Source organism: Paenibacillus alba, assembly GCF_013204855.1.
In the GTDB taxonomy this organism is placed as follows: Bacteria; Bacillota; Bacilli; order Paenibacillales; family NBRC-103111; genus Paenibacillus_E; species Paenibacillus_E alba.
On record NZ_JABMKZ010000032.1, the window covers coordinates 24,496 to 46,636 of the forward strand.

The following is a 22,141-nucleotide window of genomic DNA, read 5'->3' on the forward strand; positions in this document are numbered from 1 at the left end:
GCTTGTGAAACAACCTTATATTCAGAACAAAAAACCGCCTTTGATGATTACTATCATCAAAAGCGGTGCGTTATTTCTTCCGATAAATGCGTTCCTGAGGGGCGAACTCATCATAGTTCACGCCTTCCGGTATGAACAGAATGGATTCCTTATTGCCTAATCCCAGAAAGCCTCCCGACGTTAAGCTGTCATAGAAGAGGCTGTGTACCTTCTTCTGCAGCTTGTTGTCGAAATAGATCATCACATTGCGGCAGAGGATGACATGGAACTCATTGAACGAGCCGTCTGTCACCAGATTATGCTGAGCAAAAATAAGATTTTCCTTCATCAATGGCTGGAAATAGGCATATTGATGGTCCGTCATGTAGTACTCGGAGAACGCTTTTTCGCCGCCGGAATCCAGATAATTCTTGGTGAAGGCTTGCATCTGCTTCAGCGGGAAAGCTCCCTTTTGCGCGGATTCAATCGCTTTCTCATTCATATCCGTCGCATAAATCCGCGTTTTCTCCGCCAATCCCTCCTCCTGCATAAGGATGGCCATCGAGTACACTTCCTCACCCGTTGCGCAGCCAGCATGCCAGATTCGAATCTCGGGATACTGCCGCAACTCGGGAACCACATACGTACGGAAAGCACGAAAGAAGCTAGGATCTCTGAACATTTCGGTCACTCGGATCGACAAGTCATTCAACAGCAGATCCACAAAACCGGGTTCATGCAATATTTTTTCTAAAACAGCCGTAACCGTCGGCAGCTTCTCTGCTCTCATCCGATTGATAATTCGCCTGCGCAGCGAGGAGCGCACATAATGGCGAAAATCGAAGCCATACATTTGATACATGCCTTCCAACAGCAAGTTTATTTCAACATTTTGCAGTTCTTCATTGTAAGACAGCTCGTTCAATTCGCCGGGCTCATCCGTGTGATTCAACGCTTCTTCACCTGCTTCGTCAACCATACCCGCATGAGCGAGAACAATTGATCCATATTCAACGGTTTCGTAATATAGTCGGATGCGCCGGCCTCGAGGCATTTCTCCTTCTCACTTTTCATTGCCTTGGCTGTCAAAGCAATAATAGGAAGATCATTCATCAATAATTGACCTCGAATAGCCTGCATCGCTTCGTAACCGCCCATAACAGGCATCATGATGTCCATCAACACGAGATCATATTCCGTTTGCCCTTGCAAAATCTCCAGCGCCTGTTTGCCGTGATCCGCCACATCCACGGTCACGCCTTTCATCTCAAGCGCTGTGACCAGTGCGAATACGTTGCGCGCATCATCATCTACCAGCAGGATTTTTTTGCCTTGGAACAGCTGAGCATCCGATTTAATCGCTTCTGACACTGGAGACTCATCCGTCAGATCGAGGAATTCCGAAGATAGCGCCTCTATCGTCACGATTTCGGTATGTTCGCCTGCCGCGGCAATTTCGCCAGCTGGATATCCCGTCATATGTTCCTCTTGATCGGATTCCGGAGCGTTAGGAATGTAAAGCGTGAACGTACTGCCTTTATTCACTTCGCTTTTGACAACAATCGATCCACCCAACAGTCGTGTAAATTCACGGCAAATGGATAAACCAAGTCCAGTTCCGCCGTATTGACGGTTCGTTGTGCCATCCACCTGACGGAACGCTTCAAAGATTACCTGCTGCTTATCGATTGGAATCCCTATGCCTGTATCCGTAATAGAGATAGCGAGTACTGGCTCTTCCGGATCTCGATGAAGAAGCTCTTGCACACGAGACGGATCAGCCAGCGCAATGCGCATCGTTACGGAGCCTTGCTCCGTGAATTTGAACGCATTGGAAAGCAGATTTTTAACGATTTGCTGCAATCGCTGGCCATCCGTCAGCATGACGTTCGGCACATCTTCTTCCAAAAGAACAGCGAATTCCAAGCCTTTCTTTTCCGCTACAGGATCAAACATTAATTTCATCAACTGCGGCATTTCGGTCACATTGAACTCATCGGTCATGATTTCAATTTTGCCCGCTTCTACCTTGGATAAATCAAGGATATCATCAATGAGCGCCAACAGATCATTCCCTGCTGCATAAACAACACGCGAATAATCAACAACCTCGGACATTTGCATGTCCCCGTTATTTTCGGCCAGCATTTGCGATAGAATCATAATGCTGTTGAGCGGTGTGCGAAGCTCGTGGGACATATTGGCGAGGAAATCGGATTTGTACTGCGAGCTCGTTTGCAGTTTCAGTGAGAATTCTTCCAATTCGTCCTTGGCTTTCTTCAACTCCAGCGCTCTTTGCTCAGAGAAATGATTCTGCTCCTCCAAGAACTCATTGGTCATACGCAGCTCTTCCTGCTGCATCTGAAGCTCTTCCGACTGCGCCTGAAGCTCCTCAGACTGCGCTTGAAGCTCTTCGGTCAACATCTGTGATTCCGATAGCAAACGCTCGACTTCCATTCGGCTGCGAACGTTGACAATCGCTGAACCGAATTTTTCTTGAAGTGAATCCATCAAGGTAAGGTGCTGGGATTGAAATGGCTGCATCGAAGCTAATTCAATGACAGCCTCGGTATGACCATCGACCATGATGGGCGCGACAAGCAAAGCACGCGGTACGGAAACCCCTAAGCCGGACGTCATTTTCACATGATTCTCCGGCAGGTTATCCATCAGGAAAATTCGTTGATCCAAGGCGCATTGGCCAACGATCCCTTCACCTAATCGGAAGCTGTTCGCCGACGGGTCTTCCCCCGCCGCCGCATAGCTCGCTATTCTCACAAAATGCGAATGACCGTCGATATTCTCACGCAAATAAACAACGCCATACACGCTATTGAGCAGCGGAGCAAGCTTGCTTACGAAGGTTTCGCTCAATAGTTTAATTTCGTTGATTCCTTGATACAAGGTAGCAACTTCGGTTAAATGTATCTGAACCCAACTCTGCTTCTCCAAGCTTGCCAACAACTCATTGGTGGCTTCGGCCAGCTCTTTGATCTCATCATTGGTTTTCACTTCGATTCTAGTATTCAAATTGCCTTCTGAGGCCGTAATGTCTTTAATGGTTCGAATGACTTGTTTAATCGTATTGGTAATCGAACTAGATAACAATAAGGCCACAACAATAGCAAAAATTGAAATGATGCCCAAAACGGAAAAAAGAACAATACGAAGATTAGTATTGCTATCAGCTAATTGGTTAACTCTAGCAACGGTTAATTTATTCTCAGTTATTAGAAAGGACTCAAACATCGTACGAAGTTGATCCATCACCTTTTTACCATTGTTTTGGCTAAAAAAATCATTGATCGCTTTCTGATTATTATCCGTTTTCGCCTTAATCATAGCTTCCCCGGCATTCTTAACCCAGTTTTGAATCGTAGGCTTGATCTGCTCTAAGTTTTTTTGCTGCGCGGGATTGTCATCCAGCAATTGATGAAGTTTATTATAGTTATCAAGCCATGTTCGGCTCCCGCTGTCATAAGGCTCTAAATACTGCGAGTCACCCGTAATGATATAACCGCGCATACCTGTTTCCATATCCAGCATATTTTTCTGAACTAGATTCAGCAGATCATGTACTTCGATATCATGTTTGGATACGAAATCAACTTCCTTCTGAAGGGAATTGACGCGGTCACTTACAACAAGAAGTGAGAGCCCCAAGCATATGATAATAAATACATATCCAACTATAATTTTGGCCCGTATATTCACCTGCAAAGATTTAAGCATGATTGCCTCCTAGTATAGTTCGCACCGAATGTTATGTTAACATTCTACTACTCTCACTATACCATATTCAAGGAGCTAATAGAGAAGATTCCCCATTATTCTTGCAGTTGTTCAAGCAATTGATCCAACTCGGGATCAGAAACCGGATAAGCTAATCGCATGCTTTCTAACGCCTCCACAGCAATTTGCAAAACAGCTAGATCTCGGTACCAACGATGATTGGCCGGCACAACATACCAAGGAGCCGACTCCGTGCTGCATTGTTTGAATACGTCTTCATACGCTTCCTCATAAGCGCTCCATGATTCGCGCTCCACAAGATCGTTCTTATCGAATTTCCATCGCTTCGTCTCGTCCGTTAAGCGGTTGCGCAGCTTCGCAAGTTGGAAATCCTTGGAGATGTGCAAGAAAATCTTCACGATCTTCACACCACTGCTCTCCAGCAGTTTCTCGAAACGATTGATATGTTTGAGCCGTTTCTTCACTTCCGCCTCACTGATCCACTTATGTGTTCTAGTGATCAGAACATCTTCGTAATAAGAACGAATAAATGCACCTATCATGCCTTTGGCCGGCACAATTCTGTGGGCCCGCCATAAGAAATCATGCGCTTCTTCTTCTTCTGTTGGCGTCCGGAAGCTATGGACTTGAAAGCCTTGCGGATGCAAGCCTCCCAGCGCTCGCTTCACAACCCCGTCTTTGCCGCTGCAGTCCATGCCCTGAATCACAAAGAGAACAGATTGCTTCTTCTCGGCGTACAGCATATTTTGCAAACCTTCTAATCGTTCCTTCAACCGTTCGATATTGGGTTCAGCCTCTTCTCGATCGTGAAGCGATCCAGTTTCATTCGGATCCATATTGGCTAAACGCACTTTTTTCCCGTGTTCCAAACGAAATTGGCTGCCTTGCATCAACGTGCCCCCCTATGAGTTCTCAATCATAACTGTCTTTAGCTTATCTATTGCCCGTTTCTGTATACGTGATACACTCATCTGAGAAATTCCCAACTGATCGGCAATTTGCCGCTGCGATTGCCCTTCATGGTAGATGAGGCCAATAACAGTGCGCTCTTCTTCCTTCAAGCACGTCATGGCTTCCTCAAGATCCATTCGTCTTTCCAAAGTGGTATAATCGTCGGTCGGACCTGCAATCATATCCCCGATCGTGGCACTGTCGCCTTCGCTCGTGAGCGGCGTATCCAGGGACGTATAATTATAATAATCACGGCCCGCCAGAATCTCAATCGTTTCTTCCGAGCTCAGCTCTAAGTAAGCAGCAATTTCATCAATGCTTGGCGAACGTTCGAATTTGACCGTCAATTCATCCAATGCCCGTTGAACCATTGAACCTTTTTCTTTAATGCGCCTTGGAACCTGTATGTACCATGACTTGTCACGCAAATAATTTTTGAGATGACCAATCAGGCTTTTCATCGCATAGGCTTCGAATGGAATTTCCATTGAGCTATCGTAATTGGCGAAAAGCCGGAGCATCGACATCTGCCCAACTTGAAATAGATCTTCATACAAATCAGGACGGCTTCGCGACATCTTGCCGACTGCCATACGAACAATAGGTTCATAATGCAGCAGCAGTGCCGTAGCCGTCTCTTGGCAAGCAGTTTCTCTGTAGATTTTCATTTTCAAATACATTTCATATATAGGCTTTGAGGACGATGCATTGGCATTCATACCATTTCCTCTTTTCTATTCAGCTGCCCTGCCAAATGTTTCAACAAAATAACCTCAGTCCCTTTACCGCTGTTCGTACGAACCTGAACATCATCCATCAGGGCTTGCATCAGGAAGAGACCTAAACCGCCAACTGTCGCTTCGCTAATTGACTTGTGATGCAGGGTAGCTTCATCAGGGTCTGTTTGGACATAATTAAAACTATTGCCCTCGTCTTTTACCGATATTCTCAAATAGCCCTCACTATGCTCAAACTGAACCTCAACGGTCCCAATCTGATCTTCATAAGCATGAAGAATCGCATTATTGCAGGCTTCTGCCACGGCTACCTTCATATCTTCAATATCTTCAAAGGAGAAACCAGCTTTGGTGGCAACGCCGTAAAGCGTTAAGCGAACGATATCTAAATACTCCGCTTTTGCCGGTATGGTAAGGCCAATGTATGGGGTCGTCATATGATTTCTTCTTTCCTTTCTGTCGCACGCTGATTTGCCGTTGGCGAATTGCTATTCACGAAATATCGTGACACGCCTGTTAAATCAAACAACCGCTGAATTTTGGCCGGAATATGCTGAATATGGAAGGCTGCTTTCATGGATGCTCTCACTTTGAGCACAGAAACGAACATGCCGATCCCGGTGCTATCAATATAACGCAGCTCTCTTAAATCCAGCGTAAGACTCTGATTCTCTTGATTAACGACGGAATCAAGCACCGCCGCCAGCTCGGATGCCGCGGACAAATCCAACTCCCCACTTAAATAAATAATGTTCTCTTTGCCATTGGATTGTTTGTAGACTGTAAATTTCCGTATTGCGTTCACAAGATGACCCCTCTCACTATTTCATAACACCTGTATGCGGTGATTTTTTGGTTTTCATTTTTTGCCACATATCGAAGGAAATCGCTGCGCCTTGAATAATCGCTTGCCATTTGGGGCTTGGCTTTGCTCCTTCTTTCATTATACTCGTTTGCTTCACAGCTGAAATCAAGCTTGTTGCCGATTGTTTCACGGACGTTGTTAATTCATGAATGACTTGGCCAACATCGTTAACGGAGCCGAAAAGATGATTAAGTTTAGCCAACTTAACGCGTACATCTATCGCCATCTCATTCGTATTGAGAATAACATCCTGTACTTCTGAACTGATTTGTGTCACTTCATTTTTCATTTGGCCCATGGTGGATGTGATCTCATCCAAGGAATGCTTCAGTGATTTCAAGGTTTGTATTAAGTAAAAGACGAGAAATACAAACGCAACGGCAACAATTATCGCACTAATTTGTATTAACATTTCCATCACCCCTGTCTGCTTAATTACTTATAGTTACCCCCCTTGTCTAAAAATGAAACAGGTTAGCCAAGAAAATTTCACTTTACTTTTCTTTTGTTTCAAGCTTTCTATAGTTGGGTATTGTTATTCTATACACACCTATACGAATTAAATGGAGGGATTTCACATGGTAAAAGTCGCAACCAAAGCTAATCCGATTACAGAAATTCTGGACAAGCAAGTCGCTAACTTCTCTGTTCTGTATATGAAAATTCATAATTACCACTGGTACGTAAAAGGCGAAAACTTCTTCACCTTACATATCAAATTCGAAGAATTGTATACCGAAGCTGGCTTGCATCTCGATGTAATTGCCGAAAGAATGCTGTCGCTTCGCGCGATCCCTACGGCAACCTTGACGCAGCATCTGGAGAAGGCTTCCGTCAAAGAAGCCAAAAATGATGAGACGGCTGAACAGATGGTGAAGCAGTTGGCCAATGACTTCTCGCTCGTCTGCTCCGAACTGACGGAAGGCATTGAGCTCGCTGAAGAGAATAAAGATCAGCCCACGGCAGATCTCCTCATCGGCATTCGCTCATCCCTGGAGAAACACAGCTGGATGCTGGAAGCTTTTCTGGGAAAATAAGAGATGAACAAAATAACGGATTGACGGTTTCCCGTCAATCCGTTATTTGTGTTTGCACATATTTCACGAGTGTAACTTCGGTACCCGCATCGGTATTGACGACAACTTCGTCCATCAACGCCTGCATCAAATAAATACCAAGGCCACCGGGCTGAAGTTCACTGGGTGAAGCTCCTGCTAGCGGTGCCGCATTCTCACTGTGTTCTTGATAATTGAAACCTGTACCGTCATCCTTCACTTTCACAACCAATTTCCCGTCACCGGACTCATAGCTAATCTCAATTTGCCCGGCATGGCCGCTCTCCGGTTCCCCGTGCAGCACCGCATTGTTGCAAGCTTCGGAAACGGCAACTTTCATATCTTCAATATCTTCATAGGAAAATCCTAATTTAGTGGCAACGCCATACAGGCTGAGTCGGACGATATCTAAGTATTCCGCTGTAGCGGGTATCTTTAAGCGAACGACATTCATGCTCTGCCTTCGATCCCTTCGTTTAAGAATCCGGAAATTCCCGTCAGATCAAAGAGCTTTCTGATGCTGGCCGGAATATTGCGAACACTGAAAGGCGCTTTCAGCTCATCCCTAATTTTCAGCGCTGATACCACAATCCCGATGCCTGTGCTATCAATATACCTTAACTGCCCTACATCTAGAATTAACGCTTTATCCGCCCGATGGACAACCTCTTCGAGTGCATGCCGGAAAGTTAGAGCTGCCGCCAAATCCAGCTCCCCTCTGATATGAAGCTGTATGGATTCTTCCGATTCTTGTTGATCAACCTGGAACTTTTCCGCTGACATGAGCCACACTCCTTTAAGTTATTCTTCTTCTAAATAGTAACAATACCCTTGGCGTTTCACAAGTTATGTTTACAACAGCACGATCTCCCGCAAACAAGTTCAAGCTGGCCAAAGTGGCCAGCTGTCGCGGTTAGGTGCTCGAAAGATGATAATAATCAATGGAGATAAGATCCTGCGTATCAGGCTGCATAAAAAGTTTAATCAGCGCTTCCTTCCTTTGAAAAACAACCCCATCCTCCGCTACAAAATCAGGCTCGCCAAGCAGTTGCTTGACATCAGTCAGCGTTAAAGGGATTTCTTGATCATTAATTTGAATGCGGCCCGCCCGTGCCGGTACTTGCACAAAAGCAACGACATCTTCATAGAAGCCTACATTGACATCCGGATATTGATAAATGGTTTCTCCTATGAATTGAGGGTCCTCAACTGTTGTAAGCGGAGCCCCCTTTTTAGCCGTCACATCTGCTGTATTATCCTCCAATGAAATGCCTTCCAGACTAACCAAAGACGTCAGGATCGAGCTGCTGCTAGCAGCCTGGCTCAGATTATAGGCCCCAGCCCCGGCATCATCTTGCGCAGCAAGTTTAGGCGGTGAGACGGGCAGGAAGGAATCGTCTGATCCCTCTGGCAGCATGCTGATAACCGCTGGCGAGAGAACAGCTTCAGGTTCAACGATACGCCCTGAGCTTGTCCCTTTTAGCACCAGCAAAATCAATGTAACCACCAGAGCGAACAAGGCTAGTCTATAAAAGCGGCGGTGATAGCCCGTTACGTGTGTCAGCATCTGGGCTTCTTTCTCACGTATCATTACGTTCATATCCGATCCTCCCTACTCTCACCTTTGGATTAAAGTATTCCGCTTTTCTCCGCCACGAAGGGATGCGCATACTGTCCGCATAAGACTGCCCCTCGCTCCACAATGACCTGCTTGTCCAAAATGACCCGATCCAAATACGCGCTGGCTTCGATCGTGCAATCGTGCATGATCACGCTATTTTTCACGCTGGCACCGCTGCCGATCGTCACACCGGGGAACAGGATGCTGTTCTCCACATACCCTTCAATACGGCAGCCTGGAGCGACGAAGGAATTGCGGACCAATGCTTGATGATGGCAAGCGATTTGTTGTTCTTCCTCTTTCCGCGTGTAGACAGATTCCTGATTAATCATGAACTGCTTCCACCCCTGAGGCTGCAGCAGATGCATACTATGCGCGTAATAACTATCCACAGAATCCATGATCGCGACATAGCCATGATTGGCATAGCCCTGCACATAAATATCATCCAAATGGGCCCAAATCACATTTTTCAAATAAATTTCCGTGCCGCTCTTCATGCTCTTCTCGATAAGATCAATCAATAATTTACGCTCGATCACCATCGTATCCAGGTCAATATTCTGCAGCGTTAAGCTTGGCAGGGCATGATAGGTCGGAACAGCCCGGATGACACGGCCATGGTCATTCATTTCCAAATTGTACGCATGACCAATATGCGCGTGGCGGTCGATCTCCGTTAAATTTTTGTAGAGAACCGTAATTTCCGCTCCGCTGCTGAGGTGATAATCAACCATATTTTCAAAATTAGAACGGTAAATTACACTGCTCGGAGCCAGCAAAATATACGTTTCCGTACAGGACTTCAAATAATCCAAGTGACTGTACAGATGAAGGAGGTCACCATGCTCAAGCGTGCGTAGATGATCCGCGTCACCAATCCGCAAGGAAACAGGCGGGAGAATGGATACTCCCCCTTCCTGCGACGCATCCAGCCCCCAATCCTGCCCATCGCCAACATGCTCAAGCAAAGATTCTGCTTTGGAATTCGCCAACACAACGACCTTCTGAATGCCCGAATTGCTCATATTGGAAAGTGCGAAGTCAACGAGCCTATACTTGCCTGCAAAAGGTACCGCAGCCACACAGCGATTACGTGTAAGCGTCGACAAATCATCCTGTTCATCCATAAGATTGATCATACCGAGAACATTTTTCATGATTCACTCCTCCTAAGAGTTTTGCTTTAGCAAAACTGGCTTCGTAAGCATTTCGCCTTATCCGAAATTCACCCTTGTACCCGTCAGCTTCGCAGGAATCGAAGCAGGATAGTGACGACCAATAATCGCTTTCTCCCCAATGACAGTCAGCTCCGAGCCGCCTGGTTTGCCAACAATGGCCCCATCTTTGATAATCGTACCTTCGCCGACAATCGCATTCAGAACAAGAGCATTTTTGCCGATCTGAACACCTGGCATAATTACGCTGTTCAAGACCCTGCTGTTCTCTCCCACTCTCACGCCATCAAAAAGCACAGAATGACTCACACTGCCATAAATAGAAGTGCCATCGCCAACAACTGCGTTATTTACCCTAGCGCTGAGCGATACATGACTTTTGGCGTCACCACGTTCCTTGGTGAAAACCGGCCAATTCTCATGATCCAACTGCAGCCTTGGCGTATAGCCAAGCAGATCCATATGAGACTCCCAGAGACTCTCGATCGTACCAACATCCTTCCAATAGCCTTCAAAAGGATATGCAGACAAATAAGCACCCGCATCCAGCAGCGCAGGGATAATATCTTTGCCAAAATCATGCGTAGAGGCTTCATCCATCGCATCAATCTCCAGTGAGGAGCGAAGCACTTCCCAGTTAAAAATATAAATCCCCATGGAAGCCAGGTTGCTCGTCGGTTTAGCCGGTTTCTCGGCAAAGCCGGTGACCCGGTGAGCGTCGTCCGTGCTCATAATCCCGAAGCGGCTCGCTTCCTCCCATTTCACGGGAATCACAGAAAGCGTGGCATCGGCGCCCGAGGCTTTGTGATGCTCCAGCATCTTTTGATAGTCCATGTTATAAATGTGGTCACCGGAAATAACCAACACATAGCTTGGATTATGTGCCCGCAGATAGGATAGATTTTGATAGATGGCATCTGCTGTACCGGAATAAGCGTTAGGCGCGCCAACTTGTCTTTCCAGAATAGAAATGCCGCCGGACTCACTCTCCATCCCCCAAGCTTCCCCATTGCCGATATGAGCATGCAAAACGGCTGGTTTATACTGCGTGAGCACACCCACCGTATCAATGCCGGAATTGCGGCAATTGCTCAACGTAAAATCGATAATTCTATATTTTCCGCCAAAATGAACGGCTGGTTTTGCTATATTTTTCGTTAATGGGCTAAGTCTAGTCCCCTCACCGCCAGCTAAAAGCATCGCTACACATTCTTGTTTTTTCATGACATTCTCATCCTTCCGAAGGGGTATATTTGAAGATCACAGCTGCAAGTGGTGGTATATGAATCGTTATGCTATAAGGACGGTCCTGACAGGCGAATTCCTCTGCAATTAAATGACTTTCGTTCCCTACACCCGATCCGCCGAATTCCGGCTTATCGCTGTTAAACACTTCCTGATAAGTGCCCTGCTTCATGACCCCTAAGCGATAGTTTTCATGAACCTCTGTCTTAAAATTGCAAACAATCACGAGATGCTCATCCGTATTCTCCGCTTTGCGAATGAACATGACCAGACCATCACTTTGGTCCTCAGCGCCAATGGCTTCGAAGCCGCTTGGGTCATAGTCGAGTTCCCATAACGCTTTCTCTGCTTTATAGAAATGATTCATCGTCTTCACGAAGCTCTCGAATTGCTGATGCTCCTCGAACTCCAGCAGGTTCCATTCCAAAGCACTTTCCGAATTCCAATCGTCCATCTGGCCGAATTCATTGCCCATGAACAACAGTTTTTTGCCGGGATGCCCGATCATATAGCTATACAACACACGCAGATTGGCGAAACGCTGCCAGTTATCATCACCAGACATTTTACCCAGAAGCGATTTGGTTGAATGAACCACTTCATCATGCGCATAAGGCAGAATATAATTCTCTTCCCAAGCGTTCAGCAGGGAATTCGTTAATTGATCCTCCGCTGCGCCGCGCTCTTCTTGCGTTTTCTTCATATATTCCAAGGTGTTCCACGTATAGCCTAAGTTCCATTTATAGTTAAACCCGAGTCCGCCATGATCAACCGACGCCGTTACGCCAGGATATGAGCTTGAATCCTCCGCCATCATCAGCGCATTCGGATACCTGGAGAACACAACCGCATTCAGCTTCTGCAGAAAAGCGATGCCTTCCAGATTCTCGTCGCCTCCGAATTCGTTCGTAATACGGTCCCCATCTTCTCTGTCGAAATTAAGTGTCAAAATGCTATAAACGGCATCCACTCTTAATCCGTCAATATGATACACGTCCATCCAAAACAGCGCGTTGGAGATTAAGAAGCTCATTACCTCCGGCTTCCCATAATCGAAGATTTGGGTCCCCCAGGTCGGATTTTCTCCCTTCCGGCTGTCTGCATATTCATAAAGCGGCGTCCCATCGAAGCGAGTCAAACCATGAGCATCTTTGCAGAAATGCGCCGGCACCCAGTCCATAATGACGCCAATCCCCTTCTGATGGCAGCGATCAACGAAGACCATGAAGTCCTTCGGCGATCCAAATCGGCTCGTCACTGAGAAATAGCTTGTCACCTGATAGCCCCAAGATGCATCCAACGGGTGCTCCTCTAATGGCATCAACTCGATATGGGTATAGCCGCGCTCCAGCACATAATCAACCAGCTCATCAGCCAATTCCAAGTACGTGTAGAAATCTCCATCTTCCTTGCGCTTCCAGCTGCCCAGATGCACCTCATAGATCAAAAGAGGCTGCTGCAGAAATTGATTCGAGGTTTTCGTAGCCAGCCATTCCTCATCCTGCCATTCATAACCTTCCAAAGAGGTTACAATGGATGCCGTTCCGGGACGAAGCTCCGTATGAAAAGCGTACGGGTCTGATTTCAGATAACACTCATCATCCAAAGTGATGATCTCGTATTTATACAGAATACCTTCCTCCAGCTTCGGAATGAAAAGCGTCCATACACCGTCTGACATCGTCATCTTATGATTGCTGCCATCCCAGCCATTGAAGCTGCCCGATACATTCACTTGCTTCGCATTTGGTGCCCAAACGGCGAAGTTGATCCCCCTCAGGCCATGTCGTTCTTCCAGGTGGGAACCCAGAAATTGATAGCTTTGATACTGTGTGCCCTCATGCAATAAATAGGTAGCGTCTGAATCCGGTGCAGATGCCATCGTCATCCCATTTCCTCCCATCCTGTTTGGATTGATATTCCTTATTACACCTCTTTGTGCCTATTGAAACAAAAAAAGCACAAGTTTTATTCCCACTTGGGATAAACTTGTGCTCTCTCGTATGTGATAAATAATAAGGCCCGTATTACTCTGCTGTAATCAAAACCAAGCACATATCGTCTTGGGGTGAGCCGCTTTTGGCGTATGGATAAATCCGTTCGATTAAGCCGTCAGGATCATGCGTCTGCATAGCCTCCAAACCCCTTTGGATCTTGCTGATGCCTTCCTCCTGCTCATCATCAAGCCATTCGGAGAGGCCATCCGTGAACAGAACAATCCGGGCATCCTTCTTATAAGGAATAACACCCTTCGTAATCTCAATGCCTTCAAAAAAGCCAATAGCGCAGCAGCCTTCCGTCAACAGCTTCACCTCGCCATCCAAAATGGCAATTCCGGTAGGATGCCCGGCATTCACATACTCAATCGTACGATGCTCCGTATCGAGCACCATATAAATCGACGTAAAGTAATAATTGATCAAATTATCCGCTATATGCAGCTGATTCATACGTCCATTCAATTCTCGGATGACGCCTTCCGGATCACAAATATTCGTAATCGTATCCTTCAAGGCAGAGTAAATGTACATACATACAAGCGAAGATGAAATACCGTGCCCCATCATATCCAGCAAAATAATGCCATACCGATTCGGTCCGATCGGGTACCACGCATAGAAGTCGCCAGCCAGCTCTGATGAAGGCTTATAGACAGCCGATATGTTGATATGCTCATCCTGAATCGGGCTGCTAAGTACGCTGCGCTGCACTTGTTTGGCCAAATCAAGCTCATACTTGATTCGCTTATCCCGCTCTTTGTGCCAATCCTTCTCGAATTTGAGACGAAGCGTGGAGCGTATACGAGCCAGCAGCTCTACTTTATTAATAGGCTTCATCACATAATCCAGCGCCCCTGCATCCAGTGCTTCCGCCAATTTATTGGAATCTCCCATAGCCGTTACGAAGATAATCGGGATATCCCGGAACCGTTCATCCGCTTGAACCGTTCGACAGGCTTCAACCCCATCAATTTCCGGCATCATCATATCCATCAAGATCAAGTCCACGGGTACTTCTCCCGTAGTTGGCGAATTCATCTCTAATAATTGATACAGCTCTTTGGCTGAAGAGACCATTGTCAGATCCGTGTATCCGGCTTTAAGCAGAATTTTTTCGATTATAAGTAAATTCGTCGCGTTATCGTCGACAATCACAATACTCATGGTTCAAACCCCTCTCGGGCAAAAGTTAAACAGTAACCCTCACCATAGTTTAGCATAGTTTAAAAATAAAAATCGCTAGAGTTCTTCTATTTACTACCCGCATTTGAAAATTTCAATCAGAATACGGGCATTCCTTGCGCGTTTATATAATGAAACGGAAATCTAAATAAACTTTTGCTGTTTCAGATGCGTGAAATACGGTTACTTCCTACTATGAAGCAAGACAAACCATAACCCAATTTGAAGGAGAGATGACTCATGAGTGAAGCAGTCGGAACAAACAAAGGCGGACTATTATTAGGTTTAGTTATCGGCGGAGCGGTTGGTGCAGTAGCTTCCCTGTTATTTGCCCCTAAAGCTGGGTCAGAACTGCGCGAAGACCTTTCTAATACGTACCGTACTTTAAACGATAAAACAAGCAAATTGGCTTCAACAGTTGGTCAAAAAACACAAGAAATTGTCTCCAGTGTTTGCGAGACAACCCAAGATATCGCGGCAACAGCCAGCGAAAAAGCCAAAGACATCGTTTCCACGGTCAGTGAGAAATCACAAGAAATCGGCAGCAAAGCTTCCGACGTGATCGATAAAGCCAAAGAGAGCAAACAACTGGTAGCTGAATCCTTGCACGCCGCTACTAGCAACAGCTCCCATGGCAGCAATAACAACCAGCATTAGAACAGGGAGAGCTGGTAGAACAAACATTAGAACAGAGAGAGCCCGTTTCGGGCTGGTAGAACAAATTTGTTTAGCCGCAAGCTCGAAAGGAGCGTTTGGACTATGGATAAAAACGCCTTGCATCAACAACTCACCAATTTGGGATTAGAACGTATTGAATATACAGAGAAATCGGTATACCAAATCAAAATCTACAACGAAGCTACCTCCGTCGGATACCCGCTTACGTTGACAACACTGACGACCGAGCATGGGAACACCACCGTTCACTTCCACGAAGCCGACTTTCAAGAGAACGAATTCGTTCCTCTTCAAGTCCGGCGGGCTGCGCTGGATAAACTTATCGAGCTCGAGCGGCTATGCAACGGTTCCGCCAGCAAATCCTTGGAAGAAGCCAACAATAGCTCCATGGCCCAAGACATGGGCGAAATCAAAAAGCTCGGCAACGAGATGAAGCACATGAAAACAAACAGTGAATTACTGGAGAAGAATCTGATTCCGGATCCGATTCAGTAAGCAAGGATGAAGAAGGAGCCTCTAACACCACTTTGTGGGGTTGGAGGTTTTTTCCATGTTGGTTGGGTACGGGGAGGCGAGGACGGATTGGCGGGGCCTGGGGATTCCACGAGTTTAAGGTTGTTTTTCGGCCTTATGGTGGGTGGGGGGCGTGTTTTGGGGACTTTAGGGCTGGAAAACAGCCTTACGGATGAGAGCATCGGTGGATTCTGACGGATTCCACCACTTTAAGCTTGTTTTTCGACCTTATGGTGGGTGAGATGTGTGTGTTGGGGACTTTAGGGCTGGGAATGCAGCCTTACGGATGGCGGATTTGGTGGATCTGGTAGCTATCGTGGCTGATTAAGAGCTCCTAAAGACTTCTATCTACTTTAAAAGCGACCGTTTGAGCGAAATAGAAGTCTTTGGGGACCGCTATTTGCTGCTCAGGCGGCAAAATGGAGCTATCGGGGCTGATTAAGAGCCCCTAAAGACTTCTATCTACTTTAAAAGCGGCCGTTTAAGCGAAATAGGAGTCTTTGGGGACCGCTATTTGCTGCTCAGTTGGGTGGACTGACGGATTCCACCACTTTGAACATACAAAATCCTACAGATTCGCGGCTTGCCGCTTCTGTAGGATTTATTTGTTTGCTTAACCGAGACAGACTCGGTCTTTATGCCTTCGGATGCACCATGTCTTCCGGCTTGACGTAGCTGTCGAACTGCTCAGCCGTCAGGTAGCCGCTGCGCAGGGCTGACTCCTTCAGCGTCAGCCCTTCTTTGTGGGCTTGCTTCGCAATGCTGGCTGCTTTCTCATACCCGATATACGGGTTGAGCGCCGTGACCAGCATGAGGGATTGTTCCAGATTGCGCTGAATGACAGCGCGATTCGGCTCCATGCCTGCGAGGCAATGGTCGTTGAACGAGCGCATACTATCGGCCAGCAGCCGCACCGACTGCAGGAAGTTGTGAATGATAACGGGCTTGAACACGTTCAGCTCGAAGTTGCCTTGGCTGGCGGCGAAGCCGATGGCCGCATCGTTGCCCATCACCTGGCAAACGACCATCGTCATCGCTTCGCTCTGCGTGGGGTTGACCTTGCCCGGCATGATCGAGCTGCCGGGCTCGTTCTCAGGGATCGTGATCTCCCCGATCCCGCAGCGGGGACCGCTCGATAGCCAGCGCACATCGTTGGCTATCTTCATTAAGTTCGCCGCCAGCGCCTTCAGCGCGCCGTGGGCGTAAACAATCTGATCATGGCTGGTCAGCGCATGAAACTTGTTCGCCGCCGAGACGAAGCGCGTGCCCGTCTCGCGAGTCAACGCTTCGGCGACGCGCGCGCCGAACTCGGGATGCGCGTTCAGCCCCGTGCCGACCGCGGTGCCGCCAATAGCCAGCTCGCGCATCGTATCGACGCTGCTGCGCACCATGCGCGCCGTCTGCTCCAGCATGGCCCACCAGCCGCTGATTTCTTGCCCCAGCGTCAGCGGGGTAGCATCCTGCAGATGGGTGCGGCCGATCTTGACGATGGAGGCATAAGCCTCCATCTTGCTGTGCAGTGTCGCCTGCAGAAGCTCGAGCGCAGGCAGAAGCTCTTGCTCCACCGCGATGACGCCGGCTACATGCATCGCGGTTGGAAATGTATCGTTCGAGCTCTGCGAACGATTCACATCATCATTGGGATGGATGCGAGTACCATCCCCCATCAGCTCGCTGCCTCGGTGAGCAATCACCTCGTTCACGTTCATGTTTGACTGCGTGCCGCTGCCTGTCTGCCAGACAACAAGCGGGAACTCGTCGTGCCAGCGGCCTTGTACGATTTCGTCTGCCGCCTGAGCGATCGCCTCCGCTTTCTCCGGCGTCAACCCGCCAAGCTCGCGGTTCACCTGAGCGGCCGCTTTTTTCAACAAAGCAAAAGCCCCTATCAACCGTTCCGGCATCCGCTCCGTGCCGATTTTGAAATTCTCATAGCTGCGCTGTGTTTGAGCCCCCCACAACTTATCCACAGGTACTCTGATTTCCCCCATTGTATCCTTTTCAATCCGATACTCTTGCGTCACTCGAACCACCTCCTATTGCTTCGTTATGCTGACATAACCCGCTAGAATGTATTAACCAATCACCAAACACATAAATCTTATTTTACCCAGATCATGGCAGCCTATGAGCCATTTGCTGGTTTTCTCCTCCAGCGAAGAGATATAATGAACAAAAAACACCCGCCAAGGCAGGTGCTGCCGAAGGAGCAATGCCTCATGGAAACTAGACTAGACATTATCGTCCGATCCACCGAAATTGATGTGAATGGCCACGTCAACAATGCCAAATATTTGGAATACCTCGAATGGGGAAGAGAAGAATGGTACGAGCAATCCGAGTTGTTTTACGATACGTTTGGCGCGATGGGCATTCAAACCGTTACAGTGAACATCAACATTAATTATAAAAAAGAGTGCAAACAAGGTGAGCACCTGACCGTCACTTGCCGGCCTGACAAAATGGGACGCTCCAGCTATGTGCTGAAGCAAGAAATTATCAACCAGCAAGGCGAATTGTGTGCCGACGCCCTTGTAACCAGTGTGACGATGGACAGTACAACACGCAAAAGTGTAGAGGCCCCTGAGGCATTACGAAAGCATTTTAGCTAAAGAAAAAGTCATTTACACAGTCCCTGTGGATAACTTCTGGCCCAGCGGCGTTGGCAGTCCATCCATGCTGACCCTATTTTTCTCCTGCCAATAGTCCGTTAATCCTTGCTCGCCTTTTTGCGTCGCCCATTTCTGCAGTGTCGTGCGTTCTCCCTCGTAATTGTAAAAAGGGACGCTATAGCCGCAGGAAGTTTTGACCTCATGCACATCAACAACAATCATTTGACGCGCTCCTGGCAAAAGTGTGAACCTAGGCGCGATTGCCTCCCACTCCTGCGTACCTGGCAGCACAACCCGCCCTTCTCCATAGAGGCGCAGAATCATGGGCGGTCCCTCAAAAGCCATAAACATCACGGTAATCCGTCCATTCCCGCTCTCTTCCAGATGCGCGCTCGTCTCATTCCCGCTCCCGGTTAAATCGAGATAGGCCACCTCATTCTTCGATAAAATCCGAAAAACATCGTGACCCTTCGGTGAAAGATTAACATGACCTTCCCCCGACAAGGGGGCAGAGCCTACGAAAAAAATGTGCTGCTTAGCGATAAACTGCTCATGATCCGGCAATAGCGCCTCGAAAGATTTGCCCATCTGCCATCCGCCTCCATTCCCAATTTCTTCTATTATGCTCTTCCTAACGACATTTGTGAAATACCTAAAACAGACTTCGCTTATAGTTTTTACCTATGAAGATTTCCGCTTTATCCATCGTTAAAATAATCTGCATACTTTGGGGGATTGCGAGACATACTTAGTTAGTTGAAACTTAGAGGAGGTGATCTTACATGTCAACGAACAACAGTGATGATGTGGTGAGCCATGCCATTAATGCCGCTGAGGCGAATGCAGAAGACAGCCAGTCCAAACAGCAAGTGGAGGAACTAAGTTCCTTGCTTCAGAATGAAACAACGAACTCCGCTGTCGATGAAGATTCATCTGAACAAGCGTAATTCGGATTATTCCTTTTACAATCGCCTCGCCGGCTCCAATAGCTTTGTGGAAGCCAGCGTAAAAAAAGAGCTTTTCCGCTTGGTCTTCAACGACCGTGGAAAGGCTCTTTTTATTCGTGTAAGGGGCTCCCCTTCTAAATCACTTCGCACATAATGAACAAAACGCCCATCCACCGAATAAATTATAGTAAAAACATTGGGATGGATGATAACATGGACGGATTGGATCACCCCGTTAGTATACAAACCTATCAAGTGCAGCGCAATAAATTGAAATTGTTATACCCCGCAGTTGTAAACCACACACCTCAAGCAGCGCAACATGCCATGAACACAACTATCGTCAATGCGGTCAACAAGCAGCTCCGCGAGCAAGGCTACCCGAAAAACCCGCTAACAGACGTGACCGCTTACTTCGAGCTCAAAACGAATGAGCGCAATGTGCTTAGTTTGACTTTGTGGAATTACGCCTTTTCGGGCGGGGCTCATGGACTGACGATTCAACACGGGTTAACGTTCAATACAGAAACTGGCAAGGACTACGCTCTGAAAGAATTGTTTAAACCAAACAGCGATTATATCGGCAAGCTCAGTGCCCTTATTCAAGCCGAGCTCAAAACGCGGGATATCCCCCTGTTAGTTGATTTCAAAGCCATACGTCCGGATCAGGATTTCTACATCGCAGATAAGTCTTTGGTCATTTTCTTCCAGGTCTATGAACTGGCTGCTTATGTGTACGGTTTTCTTTATTTTCCTATATCCGTGTATGCCCTGCAAGATATCATTGAAGAGGATAGCCCTCTGGGTAAAATGCTTTATTAAAGGCAAACGATAATTTGCCTATTGAACTTGCCTTTGTGAACGAGGCAGCGCTCTGCGATGCGGAAGCCTGCTTTCGCAAGAAGCGGATCAATCTGCTCCGTCGTAATGATTACGGCGCGGTCCGCCAAATGGCGAGCGGACTGGAGCATTTCGAGCTGCTCATCCTCCGGCAGCTTCGAGCAGAGATTATACGGCATGTCGAGGATAAGCGCGTCATAGTGGCTTGGCAGGTCGTTCGGCGGAACCTGAACCTGATCAGGAGCAGAGGCAGCCGCGAAGGAGTGCGGCAGCGGGGGCAGCGACTCGTGATCGTCTGCCGTTGCCAAGCCCAGCGTCCGCATGTCGGCGATGCGCACCACATCCGGCATGCCGAAGTGGGCGAGATTCACCCGCGCGCCGCGCACCGCCAGCGGGTTCAGGTCTGTGCCCACGATGTCGATGCCCATCGACATCGCCTCGATCAGGACCGTGCCGATGCCGCAGCACGGGTCAATCACTTTCGTGCCGGCTGCATCCGGCACGGCAATGTTGACCACCGCCCGCGCTACGCGCGTGTTCAGGGCGGTGGAGTAGTTCTGCGGCTTCTGCTGATGCTGAAGCCAAACGGCTTCGCCGTAGCTGCAGTCGCCGAACAACCACCGGCCTTCCAGCTCCGTCACGGCGAACCACTGCTCCGGCCGTTCCAGCTCCGCTTTGCCGCGGAGCTGCCGGCCTATTTCGCGTGCGACTTCACGCTGGCGGTCCGTAGGGACCGCAGCTTCCGTCTCCGCGAACACGACCTTGAACGTTGACCCTTGCGGGGGCAACGTCTCTACTTGCGAGGCCAGCTCCGATAAGCTGCCGGCCTCAAGCAAGACACCCAACCGCAGCTTCAGGAACGGGCTGCGGCTTGGCTCCACCTTGCGCGCGCTAACGGCGCAGCGCGCACCGATAACGGCATCTGCGCCTAATAATGAGCGCAGTTCCAATTGACACAGCGCCTGCTCGTCTTCGTGACAAACATAGGTATAAATATATTCCATGGCATATCCCTCATTTTACATGTGACTTACTTGGTTGTTTCTCAGTGGAATTTGTTTCTCCGTCGATTTTGGCATCGTCCAGAAATTGGTGCTTCAACTGCTTCATGAACGTATCCGTCGTCTTGCATAGGTACATTTCCTTACGATATACGATCCCTACATCTTTCTGCGGAACAGGATCTACAATCGGAATGCAGCAGATCTCACTGCTGTGGATGCTATCCACATACGAGCCCGGCAAAATCACCCCGACCACATTCTGTTTAGCCATCTGAAGCAAAGACTCCAGCGTTGAGAGCTCAAGTATCGGCTTCCATTCAAAGCCATTCTTCTTACAGCATTCATCCATCAATTGCCGCACATAGAATTTGCCAGGCATCATCGCGACAGGAAGCTGAACGAGCTCTTCCAGTGGAATAGCTTGCGCCTCCGCAAGCGGATGCTTGTCAGAAACAACAAACAGCAGCTTCTCATTATACAAGGGGATGCAAGCCAACTGCTCATCTTCATCTGGCAAAAAAACAACGCCAATATCCAGTTGGTTATTCAGCAAACCATCCTTGGTTTCCTCCGTGGCAAGCTCGGTTACGGACAGCTCGATCTTCGGATACTGGGCATGAAAGGCCATAATGGTCGCGGTCAGCAAGTGATTCCCGGAACAGCCAATCCGCAGCTTGCCCCGCTGCATCCCCTGAATCTCATTCAACGCCGCTTGTGCTTGATCCAATTCATGAAAGATGTTTCTGCTATGCTTCAGGAGAATTTCTCCGGCTTCCGTGATATAGACCTTTTTGCCAATCCGCTGAAAAAGCGGAGAGCCTACCCGATGCTCAATCAAACGAATCTGTTGGCTGAGCGTGGGCTGACTGATGCCCAATTTCTCCGCTGCTCTTGTGAAATGCAATTCCTCGCAAACTGCGATAAAATATTCTAATAATCGATACTCCAACCTTGCCACCACCGATCATAGCTATTACCTATGAT

At 47.9% G+C, this 22,141-nt stretch carries 24 protein-coding genes; 6 read left to right on the plus strand and 18 right to left on the minus strand.

What is annotated here, in order from left to right:
* Positions 1-70: 70 nt before the first annotated feature.
* From HQN90_RS28585 to HQN90_RS28615, 7 genes are all read right to left on the minus strand, one after another.
* Positions 71-958 (minus strand): CheR family methyltransferase, encoded by an 888-nt coding sequence (locus HQN90_RS28585; protein ID WP_173225503.1) that lies wholly within the window; start codon positions 956-958, stop codon positions 71-73.
* Positions 928-3,711 carry a CHASE3 domain-containing protein gene (locus HQN90_RS28590; RefSeq protein ID WP_173225323.1) on the minus strand — a complete coding sequence of 928 codons (2,784 nt, stop codon included), beginning with the start codon at positions 3,709-3,711 and terminating at the stop codon, positions 928-930. The genes HQN90_RS28585 and HQN90_RS28590 overlap by 31 nt, the downstream gene beginning before the upstream one ends.
* A 95-nt stretch (positions 3,712-3,806) precedes the next feature.
* Positions 3,807-4,622, minus strand: a complete 816-nt coding sequence (locus HQN90_RS28595; protein ID WP_173225325.1) for a PPK2 family polyphosphate kinase — start codon at positions 4,620-4,622, stop codon at positions 3,807-3,809.
* Between the two features lie 12 nt (positions 4,623-4,634).
* Complete coding sequence (locus HQN90_RS28600) at positions 4,635-5,402, minus strand: sigma-70 family RNA polymerase sigma factor (RefSeq protein WP_173225328.1); 768 nt, start codon at positions 5,400-5,402, stop codon at positions 4,635-4,637.
* Positions 5,399-5,857 carry an anti-sigma B factor RsbW gene (gene rsbW, locus HQN90_RS28605; protein ID WP_173225332.1) on the minus strand — a complete coding sequence of 153 codons (459 nt, stop codon included), beginning with the start codon at positions 5,855-5,857 and terminating at the stop codon, positions 5,399-5,401. The genes HQN90_RS28600 and rsbW (HQN90_RS28605) overlap by 4 nt, the downstream gene beginning before the upstream one ends.
* Positions 5,854-6,225, minus strand: coding sequence for an STAS domain-containing protein (locus HQN90_RS28610; protein ID WP_173225335.1), 372 nt, complete (start codon positions 6,223-6,225; stop codon positions 5,854-5,856). Before HQN90_RS28610 ends, rsbW (HQN90_RS28605) begins: the two co-directional genes overlap by 4 nt.
* A 16-nt stretch (positions 6,226-6,241) precedes the next feature.
* Complete coding sequence (locus HQN90_RS28615; protein WP_158082025.1) at positions 6,242-6,697, minus strand: DUF948 domain-containing protein; 456 nt, start codon at positions 6,695-6,697, stop codon at positions 6,242-6,244.
* Between the two features lie 166 nt (positions 6,698-6,863).
* On the opposite strand from HQN90_RS28615, the gene HQN90_RS28620 reads away from it, so the two are divergent.
* Positions 6,864-7,322 (plus strand): Dps family protein, encoded by a 459-nt coding sequence (locus HQN90_RS28620; protein WP_246362891.1) that lies wholly within the window; start codon positions 6,864-6,866, stop codon positions 7,320-7,322.
* Positions 7,323-7,356: 34 nt separating this feature from the next.
* Here the strand turns inward: HQN90_RS28620 and rsbW (HQN90_RS28625) are convergent, their stop codons facing one another.
* From rsbW (HQN90_RS28625) to HQN90_RS28655, 7 genes are all read right to left on the minus strand, one after another.
* Complete coding sequence (gene rsbW / locus HQN90_RS28625) at positions 7,357-7,794, minus strand: anti-sigma B factor RsbW (protein WP_173225340.1); 438 nt, start codon at positions 7,792-7,794, stop codon at positions 7,357-7,359.
* Positions 7,791-8,123 carry an STAS domain-containing protein gene (locus tag HQN90_RS28630; RefSeq protein ID WP_173225343.1) on the minus strand — a complete coding sequence of 111 codons (333 nt, stop codon included), beginning with the start codon at positions 8,121-8,123 and terminating at the stop codon, positions 7,791-7,793. The genes rsbW (HQN90_RS28625) and HQN90_RS28630 overlap by 4 nt, the downstream gene beginning before the upstream one ends.
* 130 nt (positions 8,124-8,253) lie before the next feature.
* The gene (locus HQN90_RS28635) at positions 8,254-8,940 is read right to left on the minus strand and encodes a hypothetical protein (RefSeq protein WP_173225346.1); all 687 of its coding nucleotides are present in this window, start codon (positions 8,938-8,940) and stop codon (positions 8,254-8,256) included.
* A gap of 29 nt (positions 8,941-8,969) precedes the next feature.
* Positions 8,970-10,121 (minus strand): glucose-1-phosphate adenylyltransferase subunit GlgD, encoded by a 1,152-nt coding sequence (glgD, locus tag HQN90_RS28640; RefSeq protein WP_173225349.1) that lies wholly within the window; start codon positions 10,119-10,121, stop codon positions 8,970-8,972.
* Between the two features lie 57 nt (positions 10,122-10,178).
* Positions 10,179-11,363 (minus strand): glucose-1-phosphate adenylyltransferase, encoded by a 1,185-nt coding sequence (locus tag HQN90_RS28645; RefSeq protein ID WP_173225352.1) that lies wholly within the window; start codon positions 11,361-11,363, stop codon positions 10,179-10,181.
* A gap of 7 nt (positions 11,364-11,370) precedes the next feature.
* A complete protein-coding gene (gene glgB, locus HQN90_RS28650) occupies positions 11,371-13,272 on the minus strand; it encodes a 1,4-alpha-glucan branching protein GlgB (protein WP_246362892.1) in 1,902 nt (633 codons plus the stop codon).
* Positions 13,273-13,411: 139 nt separating this feature from the next.
* Positions 13,412-14,548: a SpoIIE family protein phosphatase gene (locus HQN90_RS28655; protein ID WP_173225358.1), complete on the minus strand. Its 1,137-nt coding sequence runs from the start codon at positions 14,546-14,548 to the stop codon at positions 13,412-13,414.
* A gap of 258 nt (positions 14,549-14,806) precedes the next feature.
* On the opposite strand from HQN90_RS28655, the gene HQN90_RS28660 reads away from it, so the two are divergent.
* Both HQN90_RS28660 and HQN90_RS28665 read left to right on the plus strand, forming a co-directional pair.
* On the plus strand, positions 14,807-15,223 hold the full coding sequence (locus tag HQN90_RS28660) for a YtxH domain-containing protein (RefSeq protein ID WP_173225361.1): 417 nt from the start codon (positions 14,807-14,809) through the stop codon (positions 15,221-15,223).
* Between the two features lie 102 nt (positions 15,224-15,325).
* Entirely contained in the window at positions 15,326-15,739 is a 414-nt protein-coding gene (locus HQN90_RS28665; protein WP_173225261.1) for a hypothetical protein, read from the plus strand.
* A 653-nt stretch (positions 15,740-16,392) separates the two neighbouring features.
* On the opposite strand, the gene fumC is transcribed toward HQN90_RS28665, so the two are convergent.
* Positions 16,393-17,778, minus strand: coding sequence for a class II fumarate hydratase (fumC, locus tag HQN90_RS28670; protein ID WP_338042399.1), 1,386 nt, complete (start codon positions 17,776-17,778; stop codon positions 16,393-16,395).
* 195 nt (positions 17,779-17,973) lie between these two features.
* On the opposite strand from fumC, the gene HQN90_RS28675 reads away from it, so the two are divergent.
* Entirely contained in the window at positions 17,974-18,366 is a 393-nt protein-coding gene (locus tag HQN90_RS28675) for an acyl-CoA thioesterase (RefSeq protein ID WP_246362893.1), read from the plus strand.
* A gap of 12 nt (positions 18,367-18,378) precedes the next feature.
* Here the strand turns inward: HQN90_RS28675 and HQN90_RS28680 are convergent, their stop codons facing one another.
* A complete protein-coding gene (locus tag HQN90_RS28680) occupies positions 18,379-18,954 on the minus strand; it encodes a pyridoxamine 5'-phosphate oxidase family protein (protein WP_173225368.1) in 576 nt (191 codons plus the stop codon).
* 194 nt (positions 18,955-19,148) lie between these two features.
* On the opposite strand from HQN90_RS28680, the gene HQN90_RS28685 reads away from it, so the two are divergent.
* Entirely contained in the window at positions 19,149-19,313 is a 165-nt protein-coding gene (locus HQN90_RS28685; RefSeq protein ID WP_173225371.1) for a hypothetical protein, read from the plus strand.
* A gap of 213 nt (positions 19,314-19,526) precedes the next feature.
* On the plus strand, positions 19,527-20,135 hold the full coding sequence (locus HQN90_RS28690) for a DUF3298 and DUF4163 domain-containing protein (RefSeq protein WP_173225374.1): 609 nt from the start codon (positions 19,527-19,529) through the stop codon (positions 20,133-20,135).
* Here the strand turns inward: HQN90_RS28690 and HQN90_RS28695 are convergent.
* Both HQN90_RS28695 and HQN90_RS28700 read right to left on the minus strand, forming a co-directional pair.
* Positions 20,132-21,157 (minus strand): TRM11 family SAM-dependent methyltransferase, encoded by a 1,026-nt coding sequence (locus HQN90_RS28695; protein ID WP_173225377.1) that lies wholly within the window; start codon positions 21,155-21,157, stop codon positions 20,132-20,134. The two genes, HQN90_RS28690 and HQN90_RS28695, sit on opposite strands and share 4 nt — an antisense overlap.
* Positions 21,158-21,167: 10 nt before the next feature.
* Positions 21,168-22,115 carry a LysR family transcriptional regulator gene (locus tag HQN90_RS28700; RefSeq protein ID WP_338042401.1) on the minus strand — a complete coding sequence of 316 codons (948 nt, stop codon included), beginning with the start codon at positions 22,113-22,115 and terminating at the stop codon, positions 21,168-21,170.
* Between the last annotated feature and the right edge of the window lie 26 nt (positions 22,116-22,141).

What these genes read in the sequence shown, in the direction of transcription:
- HQN90_RS28680 (WP_173225368.1), bottom strand. Translation starts at nt 18,954, where the DNA reads ATGGGCAAATCTTTCGAGGCGCTATTGCCGGATCATGAGCAGTTTATC.
- HQN90_RS28585 (WP_173225503.1), bottom strand. Translation starts at nt 958, where the DNA reads ATGGTTGACGAAGCAGGTGAAGAAGCGTTGAATCACACGGATGAGCCC.
- HQN90_RS28690 (WP_173225374.1), top strand. Translation starts at nt 19,527, where the DNA reads ATGGACGGATTGGATCACCCCGTTAGTATACAAACCTATCAAGTGCAG.
- rsbW (WP_173225340.1), bottom strand. Translation starts at nt 7,794, where the DNA reads ATGAATGTCGTTCGCTTAAAGATACCCGCTACAGCGGAATACTTAGAT.
- rsbW (WP_173225332.1), bottom strand. Translation starts at nt 5,857, where the DNA reads ATGACGACCCCATACATTGGCCTTACCATACCGGCAAAAGCGGAGTAT.
- HQN90_RS28630 (WP_173225343.1), bottom strand. Translation starts at nt 8,123, where the DNA reads ATGTCAGCGGAAAAGTTCCAGGTTGATCAACAAGAATCGGAAGAATCC.
- HQN90_RS28635 (WP_173225346.1), bottom strand. Translation starts at nt 8,940, where the DNA reads ATGAACGTAATGATACGTGAGAAAGAAGCCCAGATGCTGACACACGTA.
- HQN90_RS28695 (WP_173225377.1), bottom strand. Translation starts at nt 21,157, where the DNA reads ATGGAATATATTTATACCTATGTTTGTCACGAAGACGAGCAGGCGCTG.
- HQN90_RS28665 (WP_173225261.1), top strand. Translation starts at nt 15,326, where the DNA reads ATGGATAAAAACGCCTTGCATCAACAACTCACCAATTTGGGATTAGAA.
- HQN90_RS28685 (WP_173225371.1), top strand. Translation starts at nt 19,149, where the DNA reads ATGTCAACGAACAACAGTGATGATGTGGTGAGCCATGCCATTAATGCC.
- HQN90_RS28660 (WP_173225361.1), top strand. Translation starts at nt 14,807, where the DNA reads ATGAGTGAAGCAGTCGGAACAAACAAAGGCGGACTATTATTAGGTTTA.
- HQN90_RS28645 (WP_173225352.1), bottom strand. Translation starts at nt 11,363, where the DNA reads ATGAAAAAACAAGAATGTGTAGCGATGCTTTTAGCTGGCGGTGAGGGG.
- HQN90_RS28600 (WP_173225328.1), bottom strand. Translation starts at nt 5,402, where the DNA reads ATGAATGCCAATGCATCGTCCTCAAAGCCTATATATGAAATGTATTTG.
- glgB (WP_246362892.1), bottom strand. Translation starts at nt 13,272, where the DNA reads ATGACGATGGCATCTGCACCGGATTCAGACGCTACCTATTTATTGCAT.
- HQN90_RS28590 (WP_173225323.1), bottom strand. Translation starts at nt 3,711, where the DNA reads ATGCTTAAATCTTTGCAGGTGAATATACGGGCCAAAATTATAGTTGGA.
- HQN90_RS28655 (WP_173225358.1), bottom strand. Translation starts at nt 14,548, where the DNA reads ATGAGTATTGTGATTGTCGACGATAACGCGACGAATTTACTTATAATC.
- HQN90_RS28620 (WP_246362891.1), top strand. Translation starts at nt 6,864, where the DNA reads ATGGTAAAAGTCGCAACCAAAGCTAATCCGATTACAGAAATTCTGGAC.
- HQN90_RS28595 (WP_173225325.1), bottom strand. Translation starts at nt 4,622, where the DNA reads ATGCAAGGCAGCCAATTTCGTTTGGAACACGGGAAAAAAGTGCGTTTA.
- glgD (WP_173225349.1), bottom strand. Translation starts at nt 10,121, where the DNA reads ATGAAAAATGTTCTCGGTATGATCAATCTTATGGATGAACAGGATGAT.
- HQN90_RS28675 (WP_246362893.1), top strand. Translation starts at nt 17,974, where the DNA reads ATGGAAACTAGACTAGACATTATCGTCCGATCCACCGAAATTGATGTG.
- HQN90_RS28615 (WP_158082025.1), bottom strand. Translation starts at nt 6,697, where the DNA reads ATGTTAATACAAATTAGTGCGATAATTGTTGCCGTTGCGTTTGTATTT.